This window comes from Nitrospirota bacterium (genome assembly GCA_016235245.1).
In the GTDB taxonomy this organism is placed as follows: domain Bacteria; phylum Nitrospirota; class Thermodesulfovibrionia; order Thermodesulfovibrionales; family UBA6898; genus UBA6898.
The window spans coordinates 25,025-42,814 of record JACRLO010000019.1 but is presented as its reverse complement, the minus strand read 5'-3'; the positions used below and the strand labels follow the sequence as shown (position 1 = coordinate 42,814).

Here is a 17,790-nt window from a genome sequence, read left to right as displayed (position 1 = left end):
GGAACACGATATTGTGGAAGCCCTCCATTCTATATCGTCCCCACAAATATTCTTCACCCTCTCGGCCTGCAGTCGTAATGCAGACCTTGACAAAAAAGCCATACGCGACTAAATTAGTCCCTTTTAAAGAAGGGGGATTTCATTGTTTTTCTGCATCGAGGAGCTTCTGTGTCAGCTCCGATGGATTGTCACCCCTAGGGGGGGTAATATACCGGGAGTTACGGCAACTGTACAGGTGACAAGAGAGAGAGATTTTCTCTTGTTTTCCAATAAGCCTTATACAGTGCCGGGGCTCGAGGGGCTCCCGCTTTTCCGGCTCAACCCGACTCGTTCTTTCCCCGAAGCGTATGCTGCGTAGACTCGGCATCGAAGCGAAGTTCATCTCCGTGGTCATCGCTGCGGTAGTCACGGTCATCTCGGTCCTCGGCCTGCTGGTGATCCGACGCGAAACCACACTGATCGAAGAAGACCATCAGCGCAACGCAAAAATGGTTACCACCGTTATCCATAGAACGATCCGTGACAATATGATCATGGGGCGTCCGGAAGAAACGCAGCGACTGATAGGCCTTCTGAAAGATATAGACTCCGTAAGAGCACTGGCAGTGCTTAAGGCCGACGGAAGCAGCGCCTTTGGCATACCAGGTGATCCATTGCCCATAAAAAAAGAGCTGCTTGCAAACCTCGCCAATGGTGCGGAACTCAACTATGCATCAGAGGGATCGCGCTATTTTCTGACGCCGTTAATGAACGAAGCAGCCTGCCGTAATTGCCACCAGGACGATGCAGCGGTGCGCGGGGTAGTGGTGGTAGCGGTTTTCGAGGGCGATATTGCCAAAAATATCACTGACCTTGCCAAAAGAATGTCGTGGTTCGGCCTCATGGCAGCCCTTACCCTGTCGGGTGTTCTGGTCGTGCTGAGCAGGAAAATGCTTCTTTCTCCCATACGCGGACTCACCGCTGCCGCAGACCGTATCTCCAGTGGTGACTTTGTCTTTCACAGACCGAGGCGCATCAACTGCCGAAAATTTCATAACTGCGTGCAGAAGGACTGTCCTTCCTATGAAAATTCCACGATACCATGCTGGCTGACGACAGGGACTCTCTGTCAGGGCATCCCGTCCGGCCAGTTTGCCCTGGAACACGGCAATTGTCGAACATGCCGGGTATACAGAGAGCAGCGCGGGGATGAACTTGTCCAACTGACCGATGCGTTCAACCGGATGAGCTCTGCACTGAAGAAACACGAGGAGGACACGGCACAGCATATTCTCGAGACCGAGGGACTCAACCAGGAGCTGGTAAAAAGTAATACGAAGCTCAGTACCCTGCTGAATGCTTCCCGGCTGACCACTTCCACCCTGCAGCTTGAGCAGACGCTGTCTCTGAGCCTCAGCATCATCCTGGATATTACGAACCTCAAAGTCGGCGTCGTACTCCTTCTCGAAGAGGATATTGAGACGCGGTGTTACAAATATTTCAATTGCAGTGCTCATAACTGCCCGGCCTACGGGTCCGGACTGAACTGCTGGTCGTTGTCAGGCACTATGTGCCATGGAGGCTCAGCGTCATGCCCTGACGGATTATCTGCAACAGCATGCTGGGAGCACAATCACTGCCACACGCATCACGCGCCGCTGAACCAGACTGACAAGTTCGATGCCTGCAGCAGCTGTGCCTTTTTTTCAAGTGTTGTACTGATACCGAAGATGGTTTCGGGTTTCAGAAGCGGCCACCTGGGAGAACGGCTGAAGATCGATGGCAGCAATCTTCACAAAGCGCTTCTCATGGGCCGGACCCTCGTCAATTATTCGAGAGAAAATCCCTTCGATATGCCGATCGATACGATGACCGAGATCGCAATACCGCTGAAGGCAAAGGATCAGATCACCGGGATACTGTACCTGACATCCGATGAGGCGCATCACTACAGTGATGACGAGATTGAGTTTTTCCAGTTCCTCTCTGACATCATCTCATCCGGCATCGTCAACAGCCGGCTTTTCGACGATATCGAGACCTCCTATCTTCAGACGGTCACCGCGCTTGCCAATGCTATAGAGGCGAAAGACCCCTATACGGGAGGCCATAGCGAACGGGTAGCTGCCCTGAGCATGAGGATGGCAGACGCCATGGGTTTAAGCGCACAGGAAAAAGAACATCTCAGGTTTGCGGCAGCACTGCACGATGTAGGAAAGATCGGTATCGGCAGAGAAATTCTCAGAAAGAATGGCCGCCTTGACGGGGAGGAACAGAGAGAGATACGCTCCCACCCTGAACGAGGCATGCAGATACTCGAACCGATCCATTTCCTGAAGCCGGTCCTGCCGGCGATACGGCATCACCATGAAAAATACGACGGTTCAGGCTACCCGCATGGCCTCAAGGGCAGAGAGATACCATTAAAAGCCAGGATCATAGGTATCGCCGACTCCTGGGATGCGATGATGTCGAAAAGACCCTACAGGGACCCGCTTCCCATCCAGGTGGCAAAGGAAGAACTGATAAAACATGCAGGCACACAGTTCGATCCTGAGATCGTGGAGCGTTTCATCTCCCTGCTGCCCCGGATGGAATAGACAGGACCGGACTCAGCGCCTGAACTCGGTTCATGTGCGGTGAGACATTACTGCTTTCTTTCAAAAACCTTCCCTGCCACAAACACAAAGACCACGGCCAGGCTGCAGATAACAAGGACATCCAGGGAGAGCGAAAAGTCTGCGCTCATCCGCCCTGTCTCATGCGGAAAAACAATGTTCTTGAGCGCATCAACGCCATAGGTGAGCGGGTTCAACTTCGAAATAAACTTCAGCACATCCGGCAGGAGCTTTACCGGATACATCGCGCCGGACAGGAAGAACATCGGCATCACGATAAAATTCATGATCACGCTGAAGCTCTCGTAGTTCTCATAAAACGAAGCAAGCAGGATTCCAAAGGCGGCAAGGGCAAAGGAAAGGATTGCAGATACAAGGATGACGCCGATCACCTGCAGCGGGTCAAGCCTCAGCCCGATAACAGGGAAGAGGCAGAGGACGATGATCGCCTGGAACGTCGAGAGCACCATCCCGCTTGTCGCCTTGGCTATCACAACGGAAAACCTGGATACCGGCGCCACGAGGATCTCCTTCATGAATCCGAACTCCTTGTCCCATATGATCGAAATGGAGGAAAAAATAGCCGTAAAAAGAACGGTCATGCCAAGGATGCCTGGGAATATAAACTGTATGTAGGAGACATTCTCTCCTGCGGGAACGAGTCGCGACATACCACCGCCGATAAGAAACAGCCAGAGCAGCGGACGGGCCAGCGTAGAGACGAGCCTGCTCTTTTCCCGGATGAATTTCTTGAATTCACGGGCAACGATCACATAGATCACATTAGTCTCGATCATGCCGTTTCCTGTATGAGCGCACCATGGTCTTTATGTCATCATTGCCTGCGCCGCTCCCTTCGCGGATCTCCTTGCCGGTGAGTTTGAGAAAAACATCGTTCAGCGTCGGCCTCTGCATGCGCACGGAAAGGACGCTATCGCCGACCTCCCTGATCAGGGCAGGGATGCAGGCTTCCCCTTTCATGGCAGATATAAAGATCTCTCCCTCTTTCTCGGACACCTCCGTATCAAAGAGCTTTTTAATATCCGCCATCGCCTTGCCGTTGTCCGTGGTCCTGAGATAGATCACGTCACCGCCGACGATCTTCTTCAATTCGGCAGGCGTACCTGAGGCAATGATCCGGCCCCGGTCAATGATCGCAATCTTGTCGCAGACCTCTGCCTCCTCCATGTAATGCGTTGTCATAAAGATCGTTACCTTATGTTTTTCCTGCAGGCCCTTAATGAACTCCCAGAGGCTTGCCCTGCTTTGGGGGTCAAGGCCGAGTGTCGGTTCGTCGAGGAAGAGCACCTTTGGCCTGTGGATAAGACCGCGTGCGACCTCAAGCCTACGCTTCATGCCCCCGGAAAATTTCTTTACCAGGTCGTCTGCACGGTCGGTAAGACCTGCGAACTGCAGGGCTTCCTCCACCCTCTGCTTCCGATCCGACTTTGGGACATTGTACAGATAGGCATGGAAGACAAGATTTTCCCGGGCTGTGAGGTCCTTGTCGAGCGAACTGTCCTGAAAGACAATGCCGATGGCGCTTCGCACCTTTGACGATTCCTGGTTGCAGTCAAAACCGTTAATGAAGGTCCTGCCGGAGGTAGGGGAAAGGAGTGTGCAGAGAATGCTGATGGTGGTTGTCTTGCCTGCGCCGTTTGGGCCGAGAAAACCGAAGATCGTCCCCTCTTCAACATCAAAGGAGACATTATCTACTGCGGTTATGTTCCCGAATTTCTTTACCAGGTTCTCGACACGTATCATGGCCATCTGAAATTTTACCAGAAATACGCTCAGACCTGCGAATCGACGATAAGATCACCTGACCATCACTTACATTATTTATTTACATTTCCCGATTGTTTCATTAGACTTACGCAGGGGGCAACAGAGATAAAGCCATCCCTCTTATGCATTCACCGATGACCAAGTGCAGATATTCATGGATACATCATCATGCGGGAAAAGCATATATCCACAGATGCATGATTCTAACGACATAATAACTGGATACCTAAAATGGGGAAAGACAGAATAAAAGGCGACGAAATCTGCCGGCGTCGTGATGAATATGGAGAGATCATCATTGCTGAGGAAGGCAATAAGCGCACCCTCTACTTCGGTGAAGGAATAATTCAAAGTACTATTCAGACTGACAGGCCTGATCTACTTTTGGAAGACTACAATGAGGCTATGATGAGCGGGCTGCTCTTTAAGTGCGAGCCAGAATCGGTTCTCCTAATCGGCCTTGGCGGATGTTCGCTGGTCCACTTCCTGCTGAAGGCATTGCCGGATTCTGCCATAGATGTTGTCGAAATCAGGCAACAGGTTATCGATCTCTCAAAGGATTATTTTCGCCTTCCGGCGGACAATACAAATTTACGGATATTTCATGCAGCAGGCGAAGATTTTATTGGACTCCGCAGGGCGTATTCCCATAACTACGATATAATCATCGTCGACGCATTTGATGAAACTGGCCCTGCTGCCCCTCTTCTTGACAAGGATTTTCTGTCCTCCTGCCGCATGCAGCTGAACAAAAACGGAGTATTCATCATGAATTTATGGAACAGTCCCAAACATGACTTTCATGCACTGTACAAATCAATTCAGGATGCTTTTGAAAATAATACGTTAAAGCTCCTGCTCTCTGAGTCGTATCGGAATGCAGTTGCCTTCGGCTTTGAAAATCCTGCGGCCTGTCGTCATCTGCCGGATTACCGTTGCACAGCCGCAGATCTGCAGCGTAAGCACCGGATCAATTTCCCCAGGTATCTGAAACATCTTTATTGGCAGAATTTTGACGATCAGGATCAATAAGCATGAAGAGCTAAATCAGGCCTGCCTGCTCCTGAATTTTATCGATCGCAGTTGAACGCCTCATCCACAAAAAAATAGAGGTGAACAGCTTCCTGTTCACCTCTATTTTTGACTAAGAACGCTATAGCTTACTTTTTCTTTGCCTTTTCACCGATAACGTCATCAGCCCAGCAGAGTGCTGCTGAAACCGTCGGGAAGCCGATTGTGCTTGTCAGCAGGATAATCGCATGGTACACCTCAGCAGGTTTTGCCCCTGCCTCAAGCGCTCTCCGGGTATGCGAATGAACAGCACCCTCAGAGCGGCTTGCCGCTGCTGCAGCAAGCTGTATCAGATGTGCGGTCTTCTTATTGAGCGGACCTGCAGCCTTTGCCTCTTTTCCTACATTTTCAACAGCCTTAAAAAACTTCTCAAACCTCTTCCTGATGCTCATAAACTGATTCGGTAATGTAGCCATGCCTAACCCTCCTCGTTTTAGGAGTATTTTACCACTATTTCAGGGCTTCGAATACTTTGCCTACCAGTTGGGCAGACGGCGTAAGAGTCTTGTCGCCTTCTTTCTGCCATTTTGCAGGGCAGCCCTCATTCTGATGAGCGGCAAGATAGCTGTTCGCCTTCACCTTGCGGAGGATCTCCTCGATATTTCTTCCGAGATTAAAGAAGTTCACTTCCGCGTTCATGACCTTGCCTTCAGGGCTGATGACAAAAGTTCCCCGCAGATCAAGTCCGGCCTCTCTGTCGTATACACCGAAGAGTTTTGAGAGTCTCGCATTCGGATCTGAGCCCATGGTGTATTTCACCTTTTCGAGCATCTTTTCATCCTTTTGCCAGGCAAGATGTACGAATTTCGTATCGGTGCTGACAGTAATAAGTTCAGAGCCGGCTGCCTTGAAATTCTCGTGCTGCTCTGCCAGAGCAGCGAATTCAGTAGCTCAGACAAAGGTGAAATCGGCCGGATAGAAGAACAGCACCGTCCATTTCTTATTTGCCTTCAGTTCTGCCAGGCTGATCTCTCCAAAGTCACCTCTTGACGGTTCATACGTCTCGATCTTGAAATCCGGGACCAGTTCTCCAACTTTAATGCCATAGTGTTCGCTCATAATCTTTCCTCCATATGCTGATCAATATGATTTTTCGGGCCGATGACCCTAAGGTATAACGCTAATTGATGATCGCCTCTTTCCTGAAGAGATGAAATCCGCAAAACCAGCATATCGTGATGATCGACTCTGTCCAGAGCCCTATCTGGCCACCGCACTTGGGGCAGGTGACGGATTCAGGGATACGAACCATCTCTTCCACACTGCTATATATTATCCTGATATCTTTCATCTCAAGCGCTCCTTTCTGTTTCATCCTATCATAGAACCATGATAAAGCCGAAACTGTTTTTTCGGCCCTGATGAATACCTATTTTTTCTATCTCCCTGTATTTACTTCACTTTTTTATCTCTGAACGATCGTGCCATGCGTATCTCCTTAAAATTGGATTATATTAGTCTTATTTTATGCTTGACATAGAATTTAATCAAGAGTAAATTAATCTTATATTAACTTATTTTCATCTTGCTTAATAATCATGATTTGATATGATTGGATCAGCAATCAAGAGTTGAACAGTCCTGAAATACGATAGGGAGATGACGAAAACATGCAGATAACACGGGAAACAGATTATGCCATGCGTTGCGTACTATATCTCTCAGGCCAGACCGACAAGGTTGTCATGGTTGATGAGATTTCGCGTGAAATGGCAACACCGAAAAGCTTTCTGGCAAAGATCCTTCAGAAATTGGTAAAGGCCGGAGTGGTCAAATCCTTCAGAGGTGTCAAGGGCGGGTTCCAGCTGAACAGGGCCCCGGAGGATATCAACCTGTTAGACGTCATAGAGGCGATCGAAGGCGTTGTTGCCCTCAACACCTGTGCTGTCGACAGCTCAGTCTGCGGGTTCAGCAAGACCTGCGCGGTGCATACCGTATGGATAACACTCAGGGGAGAGGTCAATGAACTGCTCAGAAAACATAACTTTGCCGAAATTGCGGCAACAACAAAGAAATCAAGATAATCATAAAGCTTCTTTGAGGCTTATTCAGAATTATTTGTCAAAGGAGGATTTCCGGCATGACTGACTATCAGTATGACCACCAGACGGTAAAAGGCTTTATCGTCTCCTCGATCTTCTGGGGAGTGGTCGGTATTCTCATCGGGCTCTGGATCTCGATCCAGTTGTGGAAGCCTGAACTGAATATACCGCCCTTTTTCACCTATGGAAGACTGAGAGTAGTACACACAAACGGGCTCGCTTTCGGGCTCGGCATTGGGGCGATCTTCGGCATTTCTTACTACATTGTAATGAGGCTGACCAAGAGGCCTCTTCTTTTCCCGAAACTCGCACGGTTTCATCTTTATCTCTTTAATGCTGCAATAGCGCTGGCAGCCGTCAGCCTCTTCATGGGAATGAACCAGTCCCTTGAGTACGCTGAACTTGAATGGCCCCTTGATATCGGGGTCGTGATCCTCTGGGTCATCTTTGCGGTCAATGTCTTCGGCACGATCATCAAGAGGAAAGAGCAGCAGATGTATATCTCGCTCTGGTATATCATCGCAACGGTCATTGCCGTTGCCGTGCTCTATATTGTCAACAACCTCTCGATCCCGGCGGGTCTCTTCAAATCCTACCATCTCTTTACAGGGGTAAACAGCGCCAACGTAGAATGGTGGTATGGCCATAATGCCGTCGGCTTCATCTTCACAACACCCATACTGGCAATGTTCTACTATTTCCTGCCAAAGTCAACGGGGCTGCCGATCTTCAGCCACAGACTCGCGATCATAGCCTTCTGGTCTCTGGTATTCGCCTATCTCTGGACAGGCGCGCATCATCTTGTGTACACACCCCTTCCTGACTGGATCCAGACCCTGGGCATCGTTTTTACGCTGTTTCTGATCGCTCCGTCCTGGGGCTCGGTTGTCAACGGATATTACACGGTTGGCTCTGACTGGTCCAAGATGCAGACCAACTATCTGACAAAATTCTTCATTATGGGAATCACCTTCTACGGGCTGCAGACCGTGCAGGGTCCTACCCAGGCAATAAGGGTCGTGAGCTCACTCATCCATTACACTGACTGGGTCCCGGGACATGTTCATATGGGCACCATGGGCTGGGTCACGATGACCGTAGCCGCATCCGTCTATTACATTATCCCGAAGATCTATAACACCGAGATCTACAGCATCAAGGTGGCAAACACCCATTTCTGGCTTGTGCTGATCGGCCAGCTCATGTTCTCGGTCACGATGTGGATCACGGGCATTCAGCAGGGCGCGCTCTGGAAGGCAACGAACGCTGACGGAAGCCTCAAATACACGTTCATGGAAGGGCTGGTAAAGAACTATCCCTTCTGGCAGCTCAGAACGGTTGCAGGTCTGATCTTCACGGTCGGCATGCTCTTCTTTATCTACAATATCTTTATGACGATGCGCAAGGGCAAAGCACTTGCGGCATCGCGGGCATAGGGGGTGGACCATGGCTGGTGAAATCTACAGAAAACCGATCATGTTCGCCATCGTAGCTGCGGTCGTCATCCTTATCGGCACGATCGCAACCGTCTTTTTCCCCATGTTCACTGAGGGCATGCATCCGAAGCTTGAAAACCTGAAGCCCTACACAGCGCTTCAGTTGGCCGGCAAGGACATCTATCAGCGTGAAGGCTGCAATAACTGCCATACACAGACCGTAAGACCACTGAAAACAGAAGTGATGCGCTATGGCGATTACTCAAAGGCCGGCGAGTTCGCGTATGACCGTCCGTTCCTCTGGGGCTCAAAGAGGACCGGCCCTGACCTTGCGCGTATCGGCAGGAAATATCCGGACGCCTGGCATTACAGACATTTTACCGATCCGCAGGCTATATTTGCCCAGTCGAATATGCCTAAATACGGCTGGCTGAAAGACAGCAAGCTCGATCCCTCAGACATGGAAGCCCATATGAAGGCTAATGGGTTCCCCTATACCAAGGATGAGATTGCAGCCCTATCGACCATGACAGAGCTTGATGCACTTGTCGCCTATATGCAGGTAATCGGCATAGCAGTTGCGAAAGCTCCTGCCGTTGTCACGATTCCTTTTGATGAGAAGAACCCTCTTGCAGAAGATTCAAAGACCCATGAGCTGGGGGAGCGCATCTTCAAGGAAAACTGTGAGTCCTGCCACGGCAAAGACGGCAAAGGCGGCATAGGACCGAGCATTCAGGACAACATCTGGCTCGGTAAGGAAGGCAGCGTGACTGATGGACAGATATTCACGATCATTGCAGACGGCACGCAGGGAGGAATGCCGCCCTATGGAACACAGTTTGACAAAAATACGATCTGGTCGCTTGTCTGGTACATCAGACACGAACAGCATGCACAATAACAGGAGGAAGCCATGGCAGAAGATTTTGACGATACCAACGTTGAAGATTTTGAAGCAAAGGACACGGCCAGAAAACTTCCTGTGGGCTGGCTGATCCTCTTCTGGGGTCTTATCCTCTGGGGCATCTACTATTTTGCGATGTATTCGCCGTCGATCAGCGGATGGACCCAGTCCGGAGCTTATGAGGAATCCGTAAAGAAATAAGAAGCAATAACAGCAGTGTCAGTGGTTAGTTTCACAATAGACAGAAACTGATCACTGACACTGCCCACTTTTCTTATCTGACACTGACACAAAAAAACAGGAGGTTTATATGGATATTTCAATACTTGCAACCATCGCCTTTACGGTAATACCGACAACCGCAATCGTTATCCTTTACTTCATGATGAGGGGAAACAAAAAGTAATGAATGCTCAAGGCATTGCATATTTTGTCTTCGGTCTGACGCTTGTTATTCTGTTCGGCATTATCATTGCCTTTTACTATTCCAGAAAAAGACACAAAAAAGTGGAGGACCCGAAGTACAAGATGTTCGAAGATGACAATTAAGAGGATTCAGCCCTGGCGCCGCATTGCAGAAGCTATCCAGGCACTGGTTATCCTGGGGACCCCCTTTGTAAGAATTAATGGAGAGAGTGCTCTCCGCTTTGATATTGCATCACTGAGACTGCACGTGTTCGGCGTGAGCCTCTGGATGGATGAATTTTTTATCGTCCTTATGGGGCTCTTCTTCCTTACCTTTCTCATTATCCTTATCACCCTGCTTTTTGGCCGCATCTGGTGCGGATGGTTCTGTCCGCAGACCGTGATCATCGACATCACGTCGTTTCTGGACAGGGCGAGCACAAAGGGTATCACACAAAAAATAGCGGCTTACTTCCTCACCCTCCTTTGCTGTATCGTGGTGGCCGCCAGTCTGATCTGGTATTTCGTCTCTCCCTATGACTTCTTGCCTGCACTCCTGGCAGGACATCTCGGGCTGATCACCTGGGGCTTCTGGCTATCCCTGAGCGTCATTTTATTTCTTGATTACGCGTTTCTGCGGCATACCTGGTGTAAGACCGTTTGCCCCTATGCAAAACTTCAGGGGGCCCTATTCGACAACAACACCATGGTGATTGCCTTTGACCAACGGAGAGAGGACGACTGCATGGACTGCAGGGCATGTGTCAAGGTCTGTCCTGTCGGCATCGATATCCGCAAAGGGATCAACGCGGCCTGCATTAACTGCGCAGAATGCCTTGACACCTGCTCGGGCAAGATGGAGAAGAAACAGAAACCCGGACTGATCGGCTATTTTTTCGGCAGACCAGGCAATGAGCGGAATCTCCTGAGGCCGAACGCTCTGCTTATCGGCGTTATAACGCTCCTTTTCTTTCTCTTCTTCGTTTATCATTCGTATACCAGAAATCCCTATGATCTGACCGTCATGCCTAATTATGATATGAAACCGCGCATTACCGATACAGGGGAGCTCCTTAATTCCTTTGTCCTGGCAGCTGAGAACAAAAGCAGAGGCGTTATGGAATTCAGGACAGCTGCCACGACTGAAGGGCAGACCGTGAAAGTCATTCCGGAGAAGATCGCACTCAAGGCTGGAGAATACAGGAGGATAACGGTCTACCTCTTTATCCCGGGAAAAGTAAGCGGGAGCGTTGAACTGATTTTTGAGGCCTCTCAGCCTTCTCCAGCAAAGATCGTAAAAATCCTCAGCATTACAGCTCCTTCGGAGGGCAAATGAAACTCTTGCTTATTGTCGTCTCAATTATCGGCCTGAGCGCCGTTATCGGCGCTGTGGTCATAGGCACCAGGACATTTGACGGAACCGTTGTAGACAGACCCTATGAACGGGGTCTGGCCTATGACGCGGCACATCATGAAAAAGAGGCATCAGGCTGGAGACTGGATGTTTTGAACCCGTCTTTTACGACAGGGAAAAACGATATCCGTTTTTTGCTCACAGACAGAAATGGAACACCACTTTCCGATGTTGAGATTGCGTTGAGCATCAGCAGACCCTCGTCAAAAGACTATGACAAAACATATGCGGCGGCAAAGACGGAACAAGGGCAGTATACCGCAAATGCAGACCTGCCGCTTTATGGATATTGGGATGCAAAGGTTCAGGTCAGAGACAGCTCCAGAAGTATCACGTTTGAACGCACCCTCTTTGCAAATCAGAAGAGACCCTGATGCAATTGATCATATCAATCGTTTTCCTGTGCTGCGTATTGTTTCCGGCTTATCCCCCTGCTCTTGCCGCAACTGATACCCCTGACTGCTCCATTGATCTGGGGCCCTGCAGCAGCGCCGTGTCTGGCAGGCAGGTCACATTCGACATCACACCCAGGCCGGTAAGGACCATGAAAGAGCTCACTTTTACGGTCAGCGGTGTCGGGAGAATTAGTGCACCGACACTGCTTCTCGATATCTCGATGCCCGGCATGTACATGGGCAGAAACGAAGTCATTTTGAAGAAGTCCCCGGACGGAGCCTTTCGTGGCAAGGGAATCATTCCCCGCTGCCCCAGCGGCAAAAAACTCTGGCGTGCGGCAGTAACAATTCCGGGGGCCGGCAAGGTATCCTATACATTCCATGTTAGCCAGTGATTCGATCTATCTGCTTATGTTGGGGTCTGGCCTGCTTGGCGGGCTCGGACACTGCAGCGGCATGTGCGGCCCGATTGTCGCCACCTACGCCCTGAACTTATCGGCGGCATTATGGGGCTTACCGGTTCATTTGCAGGCGTAGTTCAAACCATCGAAAGGTTTCAGAATATTACCATGGCAGGCATCGGCACACTGATGATCATTATGGGGCTTGCAGCGACGGGCTGGTTTTCTTTCGGCAGAAGCAGCGACAGCGCTTCAGGGCAGAACCGTCTTGCTTCAGCCTTGTCCACTGCAATCAACCGCACGATAGCGTTTATCTCAGGGACGCATTCTTCAGGCTCGTTTTATGCCATAGGTATGGCAACGGGGTTCATTCCCTGCGGTCTGCTCTATACCGCCTATATAGCAGCAGCGGGCGCCGGCGCCGGCGCAAACAGTCAAGCAGAGGGATTTCTCAAGGGCATGCTCATGCTTTTTCTCTTCGGTACCGGAACAGCTCCCTCCCTTTTTCTGATAGGGCGGATCGCAGCACTCAAGGGACAATGGATACGAAAACGCTTTTACCGGATCTCTTCCGTTATTATGATCATCATCGGAGCGATGCTCATCTATCGCTCCTTCAGATACTGAAATGCAAAAAAACACCTGTGACCATTGCCTCCTCACCTTTCCCGAACGGGATGCGATCCGTGAGGACGTGGATGGCTGCCAGCATGTATTTTGCTGTCATGGCTGCAGAGGGGTCTTTTTTCTGATCAGGAGCGAAGGCCTGGCCGATTTCTATGACAAAAGGCACTGGGATGCACCGGGCAGCCCGGCCAATCCCCTGAAAGAACTTGACCTTAAGGCCTTCGGCGAGGATGTGCGGTCGACCGGGCAGGGCTCTGAAATCGACATCTTTATTGACGGCATTCGCTGCGCTTCCTGCGTCTGGCTGAACGAGAAGTTTTTGTTGAGAGCTGAAGGCGTTACCTCTGCGCGTCTAAATTTCGCCACCCACAGGGCGAAGATACTCTGGAATCCTGATGTCATAGGGTTAGAAAAGATCCTGAGGAGAGTTCAGGCAATCGGTTACACCCCAAGACCATACCGGGAATCAGAACAATACGCGGCACGGAAGGCAGAGTCGCGGGATCTGCTGGTGCGCTTCGGTACAGCAGCCTTCCTCTCTTCACAGCTTATGATATACAGCATCGCACTCTATGCCGGATATTTTCAGGGCATCGATTCCGGAACAAAGATCATTTTTGAGATCATCGCCATGATGCTGACGATTCCGGTGATCGCATATTCAGGCATGCCGTTTATACGCAGTACTCTCTCCGGTCTTCGGCATCTTCATTTTACGATGGATTCTCTCATCTCGATCGGTGCAGGCTCGGCGTTTATGTACAGCGTGTACCAGATATTCATCGGCGGCACTGTCTATTTTGATACCGCTGCCATGATCATCACACTCATACTGCTTGGCCGTTATATAGAGTCTACCGCAAAGGGCAAGGCGTCTGAGACCATCGAGAGGCTCTCCGAGCTTGCGCCCAGGGAAGCGAGAATCCTTCAGAAATCGGAAGGGAGCACCAAGGACCTCAGCACTGAAGAAACGGTGATGGTTCCCCTTGCCGCATTAAAAAAAGACGATCGTGTGAAGGTCATACCTGGAGAGCGGATTCCTGCTGACGGCAGGGTTGTCTATGGCGAGTCCGAAACCGATGAGTCGATCCTGACCGGTGAATCGAGACCGCTCAGAAAAACCCCGGGCAGCCCGGTGATCGGCGGCAGCATGAATCTTTTCGGCACGCTGATCTTTGAGGTGACGCACACCGGAAAAGAGACGGTATTGGCAGGCATCATCAGGGCGGTCGAAGATGCACAGGCAGGCAAGCCGCGCCTCCAGATATTGGCCGACAGGATCGTCGGGTACTTTGTGCCTGCCATTCTGATCACCTCGCTCGTAACCGTAGCAGTGTATTTCTTCAGGGGAGCATCTATGAATGATGCTCTCATGACCGGTGTATCAGTGCTGGTTATTGCCTGCCCCTGCAGCCTCGGCCTTGCAACACCCCTTGCCGTGCTTGTTTTCACTACGATGGCATCATCCCGCGGCATACTGATCAGGGGAGGCGAAGTTATCGAGAATACCAGCAGACTTGACCAGGTCGTCTTTGACAAGACCGGCACCATAACAGAGGGCAGGCCATCCCTCAAGGCTGTACTGACGCTTGACAGCAGTCTGGACAGCCAGTATATCCTCAGAATGGCAGCCTCGATGGAAAACCTGTCAGAGCACAGTATCGGTCGTGCCATTGTCAGCGCATGGAATGGGGATTTCTTCCCGGTACGGAATTTCCAGACCATGCCGGGGCGCGGCATTCAGGGCTCCGTAGACAATAAGGACATTGTAATGGGCAATGAGGCCTTCATGAAAGACCACGCCATGATTGCCCCATCCTTTTCCACGCCGATCGAGAATCTCGCGCTCCCTTATGAAAAGGCAGGAGATACGGTCATCTATATGGGATGGGGCGGGATACTGAGAGTTATCTTTATTGTTTCTGACTGTCTGAGGGAAGAATCTGTTGATACGGTCAAGGAAATACTGCTGAGAGGAAAGCGTGTTGCGGTCGTCAGCGGAGACAACAGAACCACTACGGCCGCGGTTGCTTCGGCAGCGGGCATAGAACACGTTGTATCTGAGATGTCACCGGGCGACAAGAGAGATTATATCAGGGAGCTTCAGCAGAGGGGAGCACGGTTATTAATGGTCGGCGACGGCATCAATGATGCCCCCGCCCTCACTGAAGCCTTTGTAGGGATTGCCATGGGCAAGGGAACGGATATTGCCATGGAGAGTGCAGACGCTGTCCTGGTCAGGAGCGATCTTTCAGTTATACCCTATTTCCTGGACCTCTCGTTACGTGCGTACCGCGTAATCAGACAGAATATTTTCTGGGCCTTCTTTTATAATATCGTGGCCATACCTCTTGCCATTACAGGAGTGCTCCACCCGATCATCGCGGCAGGGGCCATGGCAGCAAGTTCCCTCTTTGTGGTGCTCAACTCGCTAAGGATACGAAAAGGAGCGGCAGCCTGATGTGGACCCTCATTTTTCTGATCTTTCTTTCCCTTGTGCTTGGTATCGGGGCCTGGCTCTTTTTTATCTGGGCCGTCAAAAGCGGTCAGTATGATGATCCTGAGGGTCCAAAATACCGGATGATGGATGACGATGATGACGAGCATGGGACATCGGCTTAGAGACTCAGGGCCATAAGCGGTACGATGCATCATACGGTTTAGGTATCTTCTCTTAATCCAATTGATGAAGCACGATTTGCAGAGAAGTCGACGGAATTAGGATGTTTTTTGTCTTGCTTGGGGTCAATAGCCCTGCTACAAAACGACTGAAGAAGATAGCAGCCCTTGGCTGCAAAGTTACGTTAAGGATTGTGTGGAGGAGTGATATGGCAATAGAATGGACTGAAGATTTGGCAACCGGAGTGTCACGCATTGATGCCCAGCACCAGGAACTATTTCGAAGGATCAATAGCCTTCTCGAAGCCTGCAATAAGGGAAAGGGCAAGGAAGAGGTCATTCCCGTCGTCAAGTTTCTGGAGGATTATGTCGTGACCCATTTCGCCGAAGAAGAAAAACAGATGATTCATTTCAATTACCCTGAGTATGAACATCACAAGGCCGAGCATCTGAAATTTATGGAGAACTTCTCAAAAGTAAAAGATCATCTGAAAGCCGACAGCATCGGTCTTACTGCGGTCATCATGACAAATCAGCTCGTTATCGATTGGCTGAGAAGTCATATCCGCAGGATCGACCGGGAGCTTGGTTCATTCCTTAAAACAAAACCGCTTGCCTGAGGGCCGTGCGTTATCACGCACAGAACATCATCTGCCCCTTAATAACAAAGGGCATATTCCGCATCCGTGATGCGGGATATGCCCTTTAGCGATCTTTCAGATTTCTGCTATTTCGCAGGGGCTGCAGGTGCGGACTGTTGAGCAGGTTGTGCTGGCTGACCCTGTACAGGGCCGGTAGCTCCCTGAGGGATGTTGCTCTGCTGCTGTTGAGTAGCGGCAGGAACAGAATTCATGATCGAACCGCTTCTTGACTGGACTATTGCAAGAAGAAAAGACGAGATCATAAATACAACAGCCGCAACGGTTGTGAGCTTGCTGAAGAAGGTCGCGGCTCCCCGCGCGCCAAACAACGTCTGGCTTGAACCGCCAAACGCCGCGCCCATCTCAGACCCTTTGCCTCCCTGAATAAGCACGATCACGATAAGGAATAAACTGACAATAAGATGCACGATCAAAACCAATGTTGAAAGCATTACTTCTCCTTTTTATAACAGACTAATTTAGCAAAACTGTCGGGCTTAAGACTTGCACCGCCAACAAGGCCGCCGTTAACATCCTTGCAAGCCATCAGAATCTCTATGTTCTCCGGTGTCACGCTTCCGCCATAAAGGATGCGGATTTCTTCGGCAGCGCTGCCATATAATTTCCGGAGACGCTCCCTGATAAAGGCATGGACCTCCTGGGCCTGCTCAGGCGAAGCAGTCCTGCCTGTCCCGATCGCCCAGATAGGCTCATAGGCCACAACCAGGTTATCAGCGGCAACACCTTCAAGACCCTTCTCGACCTCACGGCCGATCACGTCAAAGGTCTTGCCCGCTTCACGCTCCTCAAGAGACTCGCCGCAGCAGAATATTACGCCGAGACCGGCCTTTTTTGCCGCCTTGACCTTTTTATTAATCACACTGTCGTCCTCATGAAAATACTGGCGTCTCTCCGAGTGGCCGATGATGACATGTCTGCAGCCTGCATCAAGGAGCATGGCAGGAGAAATCTCTCCGGTATATGCACCCTTTTCCTCCCAGAACATGTCCTGGGACGCAAGCTGAACATTCGTTCCCTTCAGGGCCTCTCCGGCAGCAGCCAAAGAAGTGAAGGGAGGAGCGATAATGATATCGACCTCAGCCGCGTTCATCACCTCAGGGATAAAATCGCGCAGAAACTCCCGAGTCTCGGCAATCGTCTTGTTCATTTTCCAGTTCGCTGCGATAAAACTTTTCATAGACAGTTATTGTAATGATATAGGCCTGTTTCAGTCAAGGAGCTGTCAGGTAAAAACAGAAAAAGGCCGGAAGCATATCGCCACGCTTCCGGCCTTTAAAGAAGTATAATGGAGCCGTCCTTGGGTCAACGCGATAAAAGACGCGCCGGCTTCTCAGCTTTGAGCCAAACCACGCCGGGTATGACCATTTACCCTACAGCGGCTCCAGTATGATACATGCGATGCCCCAGATCCGGGAAACCAAAAGCGTTT

22 protein-coding genes are annotated in these 17,790 nt (G+C 50.5%); 15 read left to right on the top strand and 7 right to left on the bottom strand.

Annotated features, from left to right (window positions below):
* Positions 1 to 347: 347 nt before the first annotated feature.
* Positions 348 to 2,579 carry an HD domain-containing protein gene (locus HZB31_09060; protein ID MBI5848081.1) on the top strand — a complete coding sequence of 744 codons (2,232 nt, stop codon included), beginning with the start codon at positions 348 to 350 and terminating at the stop codon, positions 2,577 to 2,579.
* A 47-nt stretch (positions 2,580 to 2,626) separates the two neighbouring features.
* On the opposite strand, the gene HZB31_09055 is transcribed toward HZB31_09060, so the two are convergent.
* Together HZB31_09055 and HZB31_09050 are read right to left on the bottom strand one after the other, a co-directional pair.
* A complete protein-coding gene (locus HZB31_09055) occupies positions 2,627 to 3,394 on the bottom strand; it encodes an ABC transporter permease (protein ID MBI5848080.1) in 768 nt (255 codons plus the stop codon).
* A complete protein-coding gene (locus HZB31_09050) occupies positions 3,381 to 4,367 on the bottom strand; it encodes an ABC transporter ATP-binding protein (protein MBI5848079.1) in 987 nt (328 codons plus the stop codon). The genes HZB31_09055 and HZB31_09050 overlap by 14 nt, the downstream gene beginning before the upstream one ends.
* Before the next feature lie 249 nt (positions 4,368 to 4,616).
* On the opposite strand from HZB31_09050, the gene HZB31_09045 reads away from it, so the two are divergent.
* The gene (locus tag HZB31_09045; GenBank protein ID MBI5848078.1) at positions 4,617 to 5,417 is read left to right on the top strand and encodes a fused MFS/spermidine synthase; all 801 of its coding nucleotides are present in this window, start codon (positions 4,617 to 4,619) and stop codon (positions 5,415 to 5,417) included.
* A gap of 128 nt (positions 5,418 to 5,545) precedes the next feature.
* Here the strand turns inward: HZB31_09045 and HZB31_09040 are convergent, their stop codons facing one another.
* The 3 genes from HZB31_09040 to HZB31_09030 all read right to left on the bottom strand — a co-directional run bounded on the left by HZB31_09040 (position 5,546) and on the right by HZB31_09030 (position 6,771).
* Positions 5,546 to 5,872, bottom strand: a complete 327-nt coding sequence (locus HZB31_09040) for a carboxymuconolactone decarboxylase family protein (protein MBI5848077.1) — start codon at positions 5,870 to 5,872, stop codon at positions 5,546 to 5,548.
* 34 nt (positions 5,873 to 5,906) lie between these two features.
* Positions 5,907 to 6,515: a redoxin domain-containing protein gene (locus tag HZB31_09035; protein MBI5848076.1), complete on the bottom strand. Its 609-nt coding sequence runs from the start codon at positions 6,513 to 6,515 to the stop codon at positions 5,907 to 5,909.
* Between the two features lie 61 nt (positions 6,516 to 6,576).
* A complete protein-coding gene (locus tag HZB31_09030; protein MBI5848075.1) occupies positions 6,577 to 6,771 on the bottom strand; it encodes a hypothetical protein in 195 nt (64 codons plus the stop codon).
* A 295-nt stretch (positions 6,772 to 7,066) separates the two neighbouring features.
* On the opposite strand from HZB31_09030, the gene HZB31_09025 reads away from it, so the two are divergent.
* The 13 genes from HZB31_09025 (at position 7,067) to HZB31_08965 (ending at position 16,319) form a co-directional block, all read left to right on the top strand.
* Complete coding sequence (locus tag HZB31_09025; protein MBI5848074.1) at positions 7,067 to 7,480, top strand: Rrf2 family transcriptional regulator; 414 nt, start codon at positions 7,067 to 7,069, stop codon at positions 7,478 to 7,480.
* A 56-nt stretch (positions 7,481 to 7,536) separates the two neighbouring features.
* Positions 7,537 to 8,934 carry a cbb3-type cytochrome c oxidase subunit I gene (locus HZB31_09020; protein MBI5848073.1) on the top strand — a complete coding sequence of 466 codons (1,398 nt, stop codon included), beginning with the start codon at positions 7,537 to 7,539 and terminating at the stop codon, positions 8,932 to 8,934.
* Between the two features lie 10 nt (positions 8,935 to 8,944).
* Complete coding sequence (locus tag HZB31_09015; GenBank protein ID MBI5848072.1) at positions 8,945 to 9,835, top strand: cbb3-type cytochrome c oxidase subunit II; 891 nt, start codon at positions 8,945 to 8,947, stop codon at positions 9,833 to 9,835.
* A gap of 12 nt (positions 9,836 to 9,847) precedes the next feature.
* On the top strand, positions 9,848 to 10,039 hold the full coding sequence (locus tag HZB31_09010) for a hypothetical protein (protein MBI5848071.1): 192 nt from the start codon (positions 9,848 to 9,850) through the stop codon (positions 10,037 to 10,039).
* A 204-nt stretch (positions 10,040 to 10,243) separates the two neighbouring features.
* A complete protein-coding gene (locus tag HZB31_09005; GenBank protein MBI5848070.1) occupies positions 10,244 to 10,387 on the top strand; it encodes a CcoQ/FixQ family Cbb3-type cytochrome c oxidase assembly chaperone in 144 nt (47 codons plus the stop codon).
* On the top strand, positions 10,377 to 11,579 hold the full coding sequence (locus tag HZB31_09000; protein MBI5848069.1) for a 4Fe-4S binding protein: 1,203 nt from the start codon (positions 10,377 to 10,379) through the stop codon (positions 11,577 to 11,579). The genes HZB31_09005 and HZB31_09000 overlap by 11 nt, the downstream gene beginning before the upstream one ends.
* The gene (locus HZB31_08995; GenBank protein ID MBI5848068.1) at positions 11,576 to 12,031 is read left to right on the top strand and encodes a FixH family protein; all 456 of its coding nucleotides are present in this window, start codon (positions 11,576 to 11,578) and stop codon (positions 12,029 to 12,031) included. Before HZB31_09000 ends, HZB31_08995 begins: the two co-directional genes overlap by 4 nt.
* Entirely contained in the window at positions 12,031 to 12,447 is a 417-nt protein-coding gene (locus tag HZB31_08990; protein MBI5848067.1) for a hypothetical protein, read from the top strand. Before HZB31_08995 ends, HZB31_08990 begins: the two co-directional genes overlap by 1 nt.
* The gene (locus HZB31_08985) at positions 12,434 to 12,589 is read left to right on the top strand and encodes a sulfite exporter TauE/SafE family protein (protein MBI5848066.1); all 156 of its coding nucleotides are present in this window, start codon (positions 12,434 to 12,436) and stop codon (positions 12,587 to 12,589) included. Before HZB31_08990 ends, HZB31_08985 begins: the two co-directional genes overlap by 14 nt.
* The gene (locus HZB31_08980; protein ID MBI5848065.1) at positions 12,559 to 13,080 is read left to right on the top strand and encodes a sulfite exporter TauE/SafE family protein; all 522 of its coding nucleotides are present in this window, start codon (positions 12,559 to 12,561) and stop codon (positions 13,078 to 13,080) included. The genes HZB31_08985 and HZB31_08980 overlap by 31 nt, the downstream gene beginning before the upstream one ends.
* Position 13,081: 1 nt before the next feature.
* Complete coding sequence (locus tag HZB31_08975; protein ID MBI5848064.1) at positions 13,082 to 15,541, top strand: heavy metal translocating P-type ATPase; 2,460 nt, start codon at positions 13,082 to 13,084, stop codon at positions 15,539 to 15,541.
* Positions 15,541 to 15,702, top strand: a complete 162-nt coding sequence (gene ccoS / locus HZB31_08970) for a cbb3-type cytochrome oxidase assembly protein CcoS (GenBank protein ID MBI5848063.1) — start codon at positions 15,541 to 15,543, stop codon at positions 15,700 to 15,702. Before HZB31_08975 ends, ccoS begins: the two co-directional genes overlap by 1 nt.
* 206 nt (positions 15,703 to 15,908) lie before the next feature.
* Positions 15,909 to 16,319 (top strand): hemerythrin family protein, encoded by a 411-nt coding sequence (locus tag HZB31_08965; protein MBI5848062.1) that lies wholly within the window; start codon positions 15,909 to 15,911, stop codon positions 16,317 to 16,319.
* Between the two features lie 107 nt (positions 16,320 to 16,426).
* Here the strand turns inward: HZB31_08965 and secG are convergent, their stop codons facing one another.
* Both secG and HZB31_08955 read right to left on the bottom strand, forming a co-directional pair.
* Positions 16,427 to 16,792 (bottom strand): preprotein translocase subunit SecG, encoded by a 366-nt coding sequence (secG, locus tag HZB31_08960; protein MBI5848061.1) that lies wholly within the window; start codon positions 16,790 to 16,792, stop codon positions 16,427 to 16,429.
* Complete coding sequence (locus tag HZB31_08955) at positions 16,792 to 17,538, bottom strand: triose-phosphate isomerase (protein MBI5848060.1); 747 nt, start codon at positions 17,536 to 17,538, stop codon at positions 16,792 to 16,794. Before HZB31_08955 ends, secG begins: the two co-directional genes overlap by 1 nt.
* Positions 17,539 to 17,790: the final 252 nt, after the last annotated feature.